The organism is Pseudomonas sp. S2_C11 (genome assembly GCF_054668395.1).
Genome location: NZ_CP162765.1, coordinates 5,814,014 through 5,826,385, shown reverse-complemented (window position 1 = coordinate 5,826,385; position 12,372 = coordinate 5,814,014). Strand labels below are relative to the sequence as shown.

11 protein-coding genes are annotated in these 12,372 nt (G+C 62.2%); 7 read left to right on the top strand and 4 right to left on the bottom strand.

All coding sequences use genetic code 11. The features are described from left to right. Positions 1–24 precede the first annotated feature (24 nt). Genes ftsX through ftsY form a run of 3 tightly spaced genes read right to left on the bottom strand, consistent with a single transcriptional unit; the run spans position 25 to position 3,199 of the window. Positions 25–1,050: a permease-like cell division protein FtsX gene (gene ftsX, locus AB4N48_RS26200; RefSeq protein ID WP_016772716.1), complete on the bottom strand. Its 1,026-nt coding sequence runs from the start codon at positions 1,048–1,050 to the stop codon at positions 25–27. Further along, a complete protein-coding gene (ftsE, locus tag AB4N48_RS26195) occupies positions 1,047–1,718 on the bottom strand; it encodes a cell division ATP-binding protein FtsE (RefSeq protein ID WP_016772715.1) in 672 nt (223 codons plus the stop codon). Before ftsE ends, ftsX begins: the two co-directional genes overlap by 4 nt. Then, positions 1,715–3,199, bottom strand: coding sequence for a signal recognition particle-docking protein FtsY (gene ftsY / locus AB4N48_RS26190; protein WP_256807939.1), 1,485 nt, complete (start codon positions 3,197–3,199; stop codon positions 1,715–1,717). The genes ftsE and ftsY overlap by 4 nt, the downstream gene beginning before the upstream one ends. Between ftsY and AB4N48_RS26185 the strand changes: the two genes are divergently transcribed. The 7 genes from AB4N48_RS26185 (at position 3,198) to AB4N48_RS26155 (ending at position 11,245) form a co-directional block, all read left to right on the top strand. Beyond that, the gene (locus AB4N48_RS26185; protein ID WP_056786354.1) at positions 3,198–3,392 is read left to right on the top strand and encodes a hypothetical protein; all 195 of its coding nucleotides are present in this window, start codon (positions 3,198–3,200) and stop codon (positions 3,390–3,392) included. The two genes, ftsY and AB4N48_RS26185, sit on opposite strands and share 2 nt — an antisense overlap. Positions 3,393–3,807: 415 nt before the next feature. Continuing rightward, positions 3,808–5,163 (top strand): M16 family metallopeptidase, encoded by a 1,356-nt coding sequence (locus AB4N48_RS26180; protein ID WP_460094537.1) that lies wholly within the window; start codon positions 3,808–3,810, stop codon positions 5,161–5,163. Next, a complete protein-coding gene (locus tag AB4N48_RS26175; protein WP_460094536.1) occupies positions 5,156–6,646 on the top strand; it encodes a M16 family metallopeptidase in 1,491 nt (496 codons plus the stop codon). The genes AB4N48_RS26180 and AB4N48_RS26175 overlap by 8 nt, the downstream gene beginning before the upstream one ends. Beyond that, on the top strand, positions 6,646–7,248 hold the full coding sequence (gene rsmD / locus AB4N48_RS26170; RefSeq protein ID WP_041476826.1) for a 16S rRNA (guanine(966)-N(2))-methyltransferase RsmD: 603 nt from the start codon (positions 6,646–6,648) through the stop codon (positions 7,246–7,248). The genes AB4N48_RS26175 and rsmD overlap by 1 nt, the downstream gene beginning before the upstream one ends. A 108-nt stretch (positions 7,249–7,356) precedes the next feature. Beyond that, positions 7,357–8,697 carry a M16 family metallopeptidase gene (locus tag AB4N48_RS26165; RefSeq protein WP_460094535.1) on the top strand — a complete coding sequence of 447 codons (1,341 nt, stop codon included), beginning with the start codon at positions 7,357–7,359 and terminating at the stop codon, positions 8,695–8,697. Further along, positions 8,694–10,166 (top strand): M16 family metallopeptidase, encoded by a 1,473-nt coding sequence (locus AB4N48_RS26160; protein WP_082530280.1) that lies wholly within the window; start codon positions 8,694–8,696, stop codon positions 10,164–10,166. Before AB4N48_RS26165 ends, AB4N48_RS26160 begins: the two co-directional genes overlap by 4 nt. 71 nt (positions 10,167–10,237) lie before the next feature. After that, a complete protein-coding gene (locus AB4N48_RS26155; protein WP_460094533.1) occupies positions 10,238–11,245 on the top strand; it encodes a hydrolase in 1,008 nt (335 codons plus the stop codon). Positions 11,246–11,497: 252 nt separating this feature from the next. Here AB4N48_RS26155 and AB4N48_RS26150 read toward each other — a convergent pair whose 3' ends face one another. Then, positions 11,498–12,352: a sulfurtransferase gene (locus tag AB4N48_RS26150; RefSeq protein ID WP_150636935.1), complete on the bottom strand. Its 855-nt coding sequence runs from the start codon at positions 12,350–12,352 to the stop codon at positions 11,498–11,500. Between the last annotated feature and the right edge of the window lie 20 nt (positions 12,353–12,372).

Sequence of the window (12,372 nt, the reverse complement as noted above, 5' to 3'; positions counted from 1 at the left end):
GGTCAATCACGCGCAAAAAAGATTCTACTTCGGCGCCAGCTCCCTGAGATGACGTGCGACTGCAATCCATGCACCGATATAACCCAACAGCACCGCGCCAAGCAAGAGCGACAGACCGTCGGCCACTGGCACACCGGCCAGGGCGAAATCACTGCCGTACAAGCCGGCCAGTCCGACCACCGCATCGTTCAGCCAGTTCAGGCCGAACGCCAATACGCCCCAGGACAACAGCCCTGCACCGAAGCCATACAACGCGCCCATATAAAGGAAAGGGCGGCGCACATAACTGTCAGTGCCGCCGACGAGTTTAATCACTTCTATCTCGGTGCGGCGGTTTTCAATATGAAGACGAATGGTATTGCCTATCACCAAAAGTAATGCAGACACCAACAACACCGTCAGACCGAAGACAAAGCGGTCGCCAAGCTTGAGGATGGCGGCCAGACGCTCGACCCAGACTAGATCAAGTTGCGCCTGTTGTACCTTCGGCAGCTCGGAAAGTTTTTGTCTTAATGCTTCGAGTGTCGGCTTGTCGACTTCGTTCGGTGTCACCAACACCACACCCGGCAAAGGGTTGTCAGGCAGCTCACGCAGGGCTTCGCCCAGGCCGGATTGCTGCTGGAACTCTTCCAGCGCCTGATCGCGGCCGACATATTCGGCATCAGCTACCCCGGGCATGCCTTTGATCTGCTCACGCAGCGCTTCGCCTTGCTCCGGGCTGGCGTCGAGTTGCAGGTACAGCGAAATCTGCGCCGCGCGCTGCCAGGAACCGCCGAGACGTTCGACGTTATTGAGCAACAGCGACAGCCCCATCGGCAGACTCAACGCCACGGCCATCACCATGCAGGTGAAGAAGCTGCCGATCGGCTGTTTGCCGAGACGGCGCAGGCTGTCGAGCAGGCTGGCGCGATGGCTTTCGATCCAGGCGCGAAACAGCGTGGCGAAGTCCGGGCCGTCGTCATCGTCGTGCTTTTTCTTTTTCTGCGGTTGCGGATCGGCGGCCTTCGGGGCCACGCGCTCGGAAACCTTCGGACTGCGTGTCGCACTCATACCCCGGCCTCCCCGTCGCCGATGAGGCGGCCGCGTTGCAGGGTCAGCATGCGATGACGCATGCGCGCGATCAGTGCCAGGTCGTGACTGGCGATCAGTACGCTGGTGCCCAAACGGTTGATGTCTTCGAACACGCCCATGATTTCGGCGGCCAGACGCGGGTCGAGGTTACCGGTCGGTTCGTCCGCCAGCAGCAAGGCCGGGCGATGGACGATGGCGCGGGCAATGCCGACGCGCTGTTGCTGACCGGTGGACAGATCGCCCGGGTACAGATCGGATTTGTCCGACAGCGCCACGCGTTCCAGCGCCGAATCGACGCGCTTGGCGATCTCGACCTTCGACAGGCCGAGAATCTGCAGCGGCAAGGCGACGTTGTTGAACACCGTGCGATCGAACAGCAACTGGTGATTCTGGAACACCACGCCGATCTGTCGGCGAAGGAACGGAATCTGCGCGTTGCTGATGGTGCTCAGGTCTTGCCCGGCAAGCAGCAGCTTGCCGCTGGTCGGCCGTTCCATTGCAAGTAGAAGGCGCAACAGCGTGGATTTACCGGCACCGGAGTGACCGGTGACAAACAAGAATTCGCCACGACGGACTCGAAAGCTCAGCTCATGCAAGCCGACGTGACCGTTCGGGTAGCGTTTACCGACCTGTTCGAAACGAATCATGAACGCTCCCGCTCGGCAAACAGTGCCTGGACAAAGGGTTCGGCTTCAAAGGTACGCAAATCGTCGATGCCTTCACCGACGCCGATGTAGCGAATCGGCAGGCCGAATTGCTTGGCCAGGGCGAAAATCACCCCGCCCTTGGCAGTGCCATCGAGCTTGGTCAGCGCCAGGCCGGTCAGTTCGACGGTCTGGTTGAACTGCTTGGCCTGGTTGATCGCGTTCTGGCCAGTGCCGGCGTCGAGCACCAACAGCACTTCATGCGGCGCGTCGGCATCGAGCTTGCCGATCACCCGGCGAACCTTTTTCAGCTCTTCCATCAGGTTGTCTTTGGTGTGCAGGCGACCGGCGGTGTCAGCGATCAGCACATCGATGCCACGGGCCTTGGCCGCTTGCACGGCGTCGAAGATCACCGAAGCGGAATCGGCGCCGGTGTGCTGAGCGATCACCGGAATCTTGTTGCGCTCGCCCCAGACCTGCAATTGCTCTACCGCCGCAGCACGGAAGGTGTCACCAGCGGCGAGCATGACTTTCTTGCCTTCCAGTTGCAGCTTCTTCGCCAGTTTGCCGATAGTGGTGGTTTTGCCGGCGCCGTTGACGCCTACCACCAGAATCACGAACGGCTTGTTCTGCGAGGCGATTTTCAGCGGTTGTTCGACCGGTTTGAGCATTGCGGCCAGTTCGGCCTGCAGGGATTTGTACAGGGCGTCGGCGTCTGCCAGTTCCTTGCGTGCAACCTTCTGGGTCAGGCGCTGAATGATCTGCGTCGTAGCCTCGACACCGACGTCGGCGGTCAGCAGTCGGGTTTCGAGGTCGTCGAGCAGGTCATCGTCGATGGTCTTGCGCCCGAGGAACAGGCTGGCCATGCCCTCGCCGATGCTGGCGCTGGTCTTCGACAGGCCTTGCTTGAGGCGGGCGAAGAAACCGGCTTTGGTTTCTTCGGTGCGCGGGGTTTCGACTGGCGCTTCTACAGGGACTTCGACCGGCACGACCGGAGCGACAACCGGCGCAGCGGCAATCGATGCGGGCTCAGGCTCGGACGGCGGGACAACCGGGGCGGCGGGTTCAGAAATGACCGGCGCTGGCTCGACAACCGGCTCAGGCACAGGCTGCGCAGCCACCTCGGCAACCGGCGCAGGAATCACCGGCGTCACATGTGACGCCGCTTCTTCAACCAGGGCCACCGGCTCTTCTGCCACCGGCAAGGTCAGCCACGGCTCGGCGGCGGGCGTCAGCGGCAGTTCGGGAGCGGCGGGCGCTTCCGGCTCGGCTTCAGCCTCCGGTTGCAGCACCGGCTCGGCGATCGGCAGCACAATCGGCGCCGGCTCTTCTTCTATTACAGGTGCAGGCGCAGGGGCCGGCTCAGGAATCGCGGGCGGCTGTTCGACGACGGGTTCCTGCGGTTTCTTCCGCAGCCATCCGAACAGGCTTTTCTTCTCGCCAGCCGCAGCTGGGCTCTTCTTGTCGTCGTTGGAACCAAACATGGAGGACGGCTATCTCACGGTAGCGACGCGCCAACAGGGCGCCCCGGCAAATAAATATTCGATGCAGAACAGACTGTGTTTCACCCAGCTTGTTCACGCGCAACATTTTGTCGAGGCACCGAAGGCACCTCAAACTTCAATTAACACGAAGGACTGGAGCGGCATCGTCGGCGAAAATGCGCAGTTCAGATGAAAAACTGCTGCTATCCGCGACAAACCCATACAGCCTGACCGGGTATCGAAACCTGATAGGCGTGGCCGCCAGTAAAACGGATCAGTATCCTAGGGCGTGTCATTGATCATTACCAGTACCGCGTGGCCGCCTGAAAACGGGCCAGACAAGGCGCAGGCCGCAGGGAATGTGCTTTCCTTGCCAAGGACTGCAACGCAGTATGGCCCGTTTTCAGGCGCCACCCGGAGGGCCGGGCCTGATAGTGTGCAGGGCTGCGTTGCTCGGAGTTTATTTGGAACAACCAAACCACACTCCTCGCGCCTTGCCCTGCACACTATCAGGCGCCGGCGCGGTACTGGTAATGATCAATGACACGCCCTACCTCTCGCCCGCCGACGCTAAGACCAAGCGGGCAGCCCAACAGGTTGAAAAACGAATGAATGCTCTAGCCCGCCGCGCTGCTGGCCTGCTGCTCAGCGCAGTCTGCCTGCCCCTTTCGGCCCTGGCGGCCGACCCGCAACCGACCCATGAATTCACCCTCGACAACGGCCTCAAGGTCGTCGTGCGCGAAGACCATCGTGCGCCGGTGGTCGTTTCGCAGATCTGGTACAAGGTCGGCTCCAGCTACGAGACTCCGGGGCAGACCGGTCTGTCCCACGCGCTTGAGCACATGATGTTCAAGGGCAGCGAAAAAGTCGGCCCCGGCGAAGCCTCGCTGATCCTGCGCGACCTCGGCGCCGAAGAGAACGCGTTCACCAGCGACGACTTCACTGCTTATTACCAGGTGCTGGCCCGTGACCGTCTCGGCGTGGCGTTTGAGCTGGAAGCCGACCGCATGGCCAATCTGCGCCTGCCGGCCGACGAGTTCGCCAAGGAAGTCGAAGTCATCAAGGAAGAGCGCCGCCTGCGCACCGATGACAAGCCGATGTCCAAGGCCTACGAGCGCTACAAGGCCATGGCCTACCCGGCCAGCGGTTATCACACGCCGACCATCGGCTGGATGGCTGACCTGGACCGCATGAAAGTCGAGGAACTGCGCCACTGGTACCAATCCTGGTACGCGCCGAACAACGCCACGCTGGTGGTGGTCGGTGACGTCACTCCGGACGAAGTGAAAACCCTCGCCCAGCGCTACTTCGGCCCGGTCGCCAAACGCGACGTGCCACCGGCGAAAAAACCGCTGGAACTGGCCGAGCCCGGCGAACGCCAGATCACCCTGCGCGTGCAGACCCAACTGCCGAGCCTGATGCTTGGCTTCAACGTGCCGAGCATTGCTACCGCTGAAGACAAACGCTCGGTCAACGCCCTGCGCCTGATCTCCGCGCTGCTCGATGGCGGCTACAGCGGGCGCATCCCGACGCAGCTGGAACGTGGCGAAGAGCTGGTCTCCGGCGGCTCGTCGGACTATGACGCCTACACCCGTGGTGACAGCCTGTTCACCCTGTCGGCCACGCCAAATACGCAGAAGAAAAAGACCATTGCCCAGGCCGAAGCCGGCTTGTGGAAACTGCTTGAGCAACTGAAAACCACCGCGCCGTCTGCCGAAGAGCTGGAACGCGTCCGCGCTCAAGTCATCGCCGGCCTGGTCTACGAGCGTGACTCGATCACCAGCCAGGCCACCGCGATCGGTCAACTGGAAACGGTCGGTCTGTCGTGGAAGCTGATGGACACCGAACTGGCCGATCTGGAAAGCGTGACCCCGCAAGACATCCAGAACGCCGCGAAAAAGTATTTCACCCGCGAACGTCTCAGCGTCGCCCACGTCCTGCCTTTGGAGACGACTCATGAGTGAGCGCAAAACCCCACGCCTGATGCTGCTTGGCCTGATTGCTGTCGCGGTGATCGGCTCGGCGGCTGTGTATCTGTCGCCCGGCGCTGACAGCCACGCCAGCGAAGCCTTGGATAACGCCAAGTCCAGCCAGAAATTGCAATCGCTGGCCGAACTCGATGGCAAGGCCCCGGCCAGCCGCAAGCTCGATGTACAGACCTGGAACACCGCTGACGGCGCCAAAGTGCTGTTCGTCGAAGCGCATGAGCTGCCGATGTTCGATATGCGCCTGATCTTCGCCGCTGGCAGCAGCCAGGACGGCAACGCGCCCGGCCTCGCGGTGCTGACCAACGCCATGCTCAACGAAGGCATTGCCGGCAAAGACGTCGGCGCCATCGCTCAAGGGTTTGAAGGCCTTGGGGCCGACTTCGGCAACGGTGCGTTCAAGGACATGGCGCTGGCCTCGTTGCGCAGCCTGAGCGCGCCCGAGCAGCGTGAACCGGCGTTGAAGCTGTTCGCCGATGTGGTCGGCAAACCGACCTTCCCCGCCGATTCCTTCGCGCGCATCAAGAACCAACTGCTCGCCGGTTTCGAATATCAGAAACAGAACCCCGGCAAACTCGCCAGCCTGGAGCTGATGAAGCGTCTGTATGGCGATCACCCGTACGCGCATTCCAGCGATGGCACTGCCCAGAGCGTGCCGAAGATCACCCTGGCGCAATTGCGCGAGTTTCATGCCAAGGCCTACGCCGCCGGCAATGCGGTGATTGCGCTGGTTGGTGATTTGTCGCGAGCCGAAGCCGAGGCGATTGCCAATCAGGTTTCCTCGGCCCTGCCGAAAGGTCCGGCGCTGGCGAAGATCGCTGCGCCGCAGGAGCCGAAGGCCAGTGTCAACCACATCGAGTTTCCTTCGAAACAGACCAACCTGATGCTCGCGCAACTGGGCATCGATCGCGATGATCCGGATTACGCCGCGCTGTCGCTGGGCAACCAGATCCTCGGCGGCGGTGGTTTCGGTACGCGCCTGATGAGCGAAGTGCGCGAGAAGCGCGGCCTGACCTACGGCGTGTATTCGGCGTTCAGCCCGATGCAGGCCCGTGGCCCGTTCATGATCAACCTGCAGACCCGCGCCGAGATGAGCGAAGGCACCCTGAAACTGGTGCAGGACGTGCTCGCCGACTACCTGAAAACCGGGCCGACACAGAAAGAACTCGACGATGCCAAGCGCGAACTGGCCGGCAGCTTCCCGCTGTCCACCGCGAGCAACGCCGACATCGTTGGCCAGCTCGGCGCGATGGGCTTCTATAATCTGCCACTGAGCTATCTCGACGATTTCATGCGGCAGTCGCAGAGCCTGACTGTGGAGCAGGTCCGCGATGCGCTGAACAAACACCTGAGCACGGAGAAAATGGTCATCGTCACCGCTGGCCCGACCGTGCCGCAAAAGCCGTTACCGGCCCCATCTGATAAACCTGCCGAGCAACCGCTCGGGGTTCCGGAGCATTAATGGCCACTCGAGCACCGAAAAAACCCGTGCAAAACGTGCACAACGGCGTCAATCAGCTGCGCATCATTGGCGGCCAGTGGCGCAGCCGCAAGCTGAGCTTCCCCGACGCACCGGGCCTGCGCCCGACCCCGGATCGCGTGCGTGAAACCCTGTTCAACTGGCTCGCGCCCTATGTCGAAGGGGCGAAAGTGCTCGACCCGTTCGCCGGCAGCGGCGCGCTGTTTCTCGAAGCGCTGTCCCGAGGCGCGGCCACGGCCCAGGCGCTGGACGCCAGCAACGTTGCGGTTTCCAGTCTGAAGGAACACCTCGGCACCTTGCGTTGCAGCAACGGCCAGGTGCAAACCGCCGACGCGCTGCGCTACCTGGAAACCCAGGCCGCGACGCCGTTCGATCTGGTGTTCCTCGACCCGCCGTTCAACCAGAACCTGTTACCAGCGGTTTGTACTTTGCTGGAAGAGCGCCAATGGCTGGCGGCCGATTCGTGGATCTACACGGAAAGCGAAACAGCGCCATCGACGCTGGGCCTGCCGGGCAACTGGCGCCTGCACCGCGAACAGAAATCCGGTCGTGTGTATTACGCGCTGTGGCAGCGCAGCGCTTGAACCATCCGTACTGCGCTTTAGCGTGCGGTAGATGGTTACCGCACCCAGTGCCTCGCAGTCCGCCACAGTGGTTACCGCAATCTGCGTTAACCACTGAGGATTTCGCGTATGGATACGCTCTGCAGCCGGATGCTGCTTTTTCTTGGCCTCGCGCCGTTCATGACGCTGGCCGCCACGCCCCCGCCGACTCATCAATTCACCCTGGAAAACGGTTTGCAGGTACTGGTGCGCGAGGATCACCGTGCGCCGCTGGTCACTTCGCATTTGTGGTTCAAGGTCGGCTCGGCAGACGAGGCGCCGGGGCAAGCCGGGCTATCGCACGTTCTTGAACACATGCTCTACAGAGGCAGCCGCAAGACCTGCGCCGGTGAGGCTTCGCGTCTTTTGGAGTCCCTGGGTGCCGAAGAAAATGCCTTCACCGCCGAGGACGTCACCGGCTACTACCAGACCCTGTCGCCGCGCTATCTGGGCGTGGTTTTCGAGCTGATGGCCGACCTGATGACGACTGCTGATTTGCACGTCGACGACCTGAAAACCGAACTGGCAGTCATCCGCGAAGAGCGCCAGCTGCGCATCGACGACGATGTCGACGCCGCTGCGCTGGAACACTTCACCAGCCAGGCGCATGTCGCCAACAGCTATCGCACGCCAGTCATCGGCTGGATGCACGACCTGCAGCACGTGGACGCCAAGGAACTTCGCCATTGGTATCAAAGCCGTTATGCGCCGGGCAACGCCGTACTGGTGATCGTCGGCGATGTCACGCTCGCACACGTGCAGCCGCTGGCCGAGCGCTATTTTGGCGCGCTCGCAAATCGTCCCGTGCCGCGCCTGTTACGGCCCGTGGAGCTGAAAGTGCCGGGCGAACGCAGACTGACCTTGCAGCGCCATGTCCCAGCAGAGCGGTTGCTGATGGCTTTCAATCTGCCCGGACTGGCCACGGCCAAAGACCTGCACACCGTGCACGCCCTGCGCCTGATCAACGCGATACTCGGCGGCGCACATGGCGCGCGCCTGCAAAAGAAATTGATTTTCACCGACCGCGTTCTCAATCGTGTCGACACTCACTACGACGAACGGACGCGCGGCGACAGCCTGCTGCTGTTGACTGCCGAGCTGGCCGATCCGCCGCTGACCGATCTTGAAGGTGCGCAAGCGCGGGTGTGGGAGCAGATCGAAACGTTGCGCACCACACCACCGTCGGCAGAAGAGCTCGAGCGGGCACGCACGCAACTGATCGCGCAGCAGGTGTATGCCCGCGATTCGATTCAGGAACAGGCGCGTCAGCTGGCCAGGCTCCAGGCCATCGGCTTGCCTTGGCGAATACTCGATGAAGATGCAGCTGCATTGGCGAAAGTGACGCCGCAACAGATCCGCGAAGTGGCCGCCACGTGGCTGACACCCGAGCGTCTCAGCGTTGCCCACGTACGCAAGGTGGACGTCCGATGAGCAGGTCCTCAAGGCGCACGGGGTTGGTCCTGATGTGGCTGTCGGCTGCGGCGGCTTGCGCTGATGGTCAGCCTGAACAAGCGCGGACATCGCGCCTGCAATCGCTCAGCGAAGTCCAAGCGCTGGAAATCAAGCCGCGCGCATTGCAGATCAGGGGCTGGAAAACCCTGACCGGCACCAAGGTGCTGTTCGTGCGCACGAGCGATCTGCCGATGTTCGATATTCACGTCAGCTTCGCCGCAGGCAGCGCCCGCGACGGTAGCCTGCCGGGCCTGGCTGCCACGACCTTTTCCATGCTCAATGAAGGTATCCCCGGCAAGGATTTGTCCGCCATCGTCGAAACCTTCGACGGGCTCGGCGCGCAATGGGAAATGGACATCGATCACGACCGCGCCGTGTTCTCCCTGCGCAGCCTCAGCGATCCGGCCAAGCGCCTACCGGCGATGGATCTGTTGACGCGAATATTCAGCGAGCCATCGCTCAGCGCCCAGCGCCTGCCGCCAGTGAAAGACGAACTGCGCGCCGCGCTCATCGCAGAGCAAGGCGATGCCGCGGGTCTGGCCTCGCAGAGCATCAAGGCACTGCTTGCGCCGGACAGCCCCTACAGCCTTCCGGTCTATGGCACGCAATGGGGCCTCAATGCCGTGACCCGGGCCGCCGTGGAGGATTTCCATCGCCGCTATTACGCTGCCCGACATGCGCAAATCACCCTGGTCGGCGACCTCACTCTGGACCAGGCACAAGCGATCAGCCTGCAGATCAGCAATGCCCTGCCCAAGCCTCCTGACGCGCTGGTGTCTTCAGCAATGGCAACGCCCGGAAACGTCCAGTCCAGTCACCTGGAACTGAATCAACTGCAGACCCACATTGCCTTTGCCCAAATCAGCGTGCCGCGACGACATGCCGATCACACCGCCTTGTACGCCGCCAGTCAGATTCTCGCCGGAGGCAGCAACAGTCGGTTGATGAATGAACTGCGGCACAAGCGCGGACAGGTTTATGACGTGTATGGCGCCAGCGTCAATTGGGCTGGTGGCGCCGGGTTGCTGACCGTCACCTTGCAGACCGGTAGCTCCATGAGCGACAGCACCGTCGCTTTGGTGCGCTCGATGCTCAATGATTTTCTTCGGCAAGGGCCGACCGCCCCGGAACTCGAGCACCTCAAGCGCAGGCTGGCCAACAGAAATGTGCTCACCAGCGCCAGCAACCGGCACATTCTGGCCAGACTCGTGGAGATCAACCGCTACGACTTGCCGCTCGATCTGGATTACACAATGCAACAAGTGCAGAAGCTGACGGTGGACGACATCAAACTCGCCATGAACCGTCACTTGTCTGTTGATCGCTGGGTGTCGGTTACGGTCGGCCCCAGTGTCGAGCAACAGCCACTGCCTGGACCGGAGGTTGCGCCGATCGGTCAGGCTGAAGAGGACATGTGTCGCGCCGACCCGGGCTTTGTGGCAAGTTAGGCGCTTTCGTTGAGAAGCGATAGCCCGCCCTGTGCGCCGGTCGCTTTACGCAAGACCTGTCGAGATTTGCCGTGCAATCACCGTCCCCGCTTCCCGCCTCGCGTTTCGTTCCGGCCTTCGGCCTCGGCAATCCGCATCTGCAAACCCTGTGGGGTCCGCTGTGGCGCAAGACCGTGCACATCGAGCGCGAACGCGAACGCCTGTGGCTCGAGGACGGCGACTTCCTCGACCTCGACTGGCACGGCCCGCACAGTGCCGAGGCGCCGTTGGTACTGGTGCTGCACGGTTTGACCGGTTCTTCCAATTCGCCCTATGTGGCGGGCATCCAAAAGGCCTTGGCCGATCAGGGCTGGGCCAGCGTCGCGCTGAACTGGCGCGGTTGTTCCGGCGAGCCGAATCTGTTGCCGCGCAGCTACCACTCCGGCGCCAGCGAAGACCTTGCCGAAGCCATCCAGCACCTGCGCGCGAAACGACCGTTGGCGCCGTTGTACGCGGTCGGCTATTCGCTGGGCGGTAATGTGCTGCTCAAGCATCTCGGTGAAACCGGCAGCAACAGCGGTGTGCTCGGCGCGGTGGCGGTGTCGGTACCGTTCCGCCTCGATCAATGTGCCGATCGTATCGGCCAGGGGTTTTCGCGGGTTTATCAGGCGCATTTCATGCGCGAAATGGTCGCCTACATCAAAAACAAGCAGCGCCAGTTCCAGCATGACGGGCGCGAAGACGGCCTGGCGAAACTGGCCGCGCTCGGCTCGCTGGAAAACATGCGTACGTTTTGGGATTTCGACGGCCGGGTTACCGCGCCGCTGCATGGTTTCACCGATGCCGAGGATTACTACCGCCGCGCCTCGAGCCGCTACTACCTAGGCGAGATCCGCACGCCGACGCTGATCATTCAGGCAGCGGATGATCCGTTCGTATTTCCCCACAGCCTGCCGCAAGCCGATGAGTTGTCAGCCTGCACCCAGTTCGAATTGCAAACGCGTGGCGGTCATGTCGGTTTCGTCGACGGCTCGTTTCGCCAGCCCGGGTATTACCTGGAGCGGCGCATACCACAATGGCTGGCCGCACTCGGTCAATGAACGCCGCATATCCCTTGCAGGAGTGAGCCTGCTCGCGATGGCGGTGGGTCAGTCTGGAAATTCAATGCCTGACAGGACGCCTTCGCGAGCAGGCTCGCTCCCACAGGGATTTGTGTCGGCATGAAAATGCATGGCACAACCTGATTCAATGTGGGAGCGAGCCTGCTCGCGAAAGCGGTGAGTCAGTTGGCATTTAACTCACAGACATACCGCCATCGCGAGCAGGCTCACTCCTACAGGAGATCGCTGTGTTTATTCGCCCGTGGCAATGCCGCGCGACGGTTCGTTGATCCACTCGCTCCACGATCCGGCATACAGCGCCCCCAGCGGATACCCAGCCAGGCACAGTGCGAACAGGTTGTGACACGCCGTCACTCCCGAGCCGCAGTAGGCGACCAGTTCCGACGGTGAGCGATCACCCAGCTTCGCCGCAAAGCGCTGCTTGAGCTGCTCCGCCGGCAAAAAACGTCCATCACTGCCGAGGTTGTCGGTGAACGCCGCGCACTGCGCGCCGGGAATGTGCCCGGCGACCGGATCGATCGGTTCCACTTCGCCCTTGAAGCGCGGCAAGGCGCGGGCGTCGAGCAGGGTCAGGGTTGGCTGGCCGAGGCGCTGCTGCAATTGTTCGGCGCTGAGCAACAGGCTCATGTCCGGCTGACCACTGAAGTTACCCGACGTCACGCTCGGCGGATCCAGGCTCAGCGGCAGGCCGGCCGCGTGCCAGACCTTGAGCCCGCCATCGAGAATGAATACGCCGTCGCGCTTGCCCAGCCATGCCAGCAACCACCACGCCCGCGCCGCGTATGCACCCGGGCCGTCGTCGTACAAAACCACATCGCTGTCGTTGCTGATGCCCCAGGCTTGCAGGCGCTCGATCAACACCGCCGGCTCGGGCAACGGATGACGTCCGGTCACGCCCTTCTCGACTTTACCGCTCAGATCCCGTTCCAGATCGGCGAAACTCGCCCCGGCAATATGCCCTTCGGCGTAGCTGCGCTGGCCGTAATCCGGATCTTCGAGGGCGAAACGACAATCGAGAATCACCAGCCCCGGCTGCTCTTTGCGAGCGTCCAAAGCTTGTGGGCTGATCAACTGCGCAATCGACATAACGGGCTCCTGTGGAATTC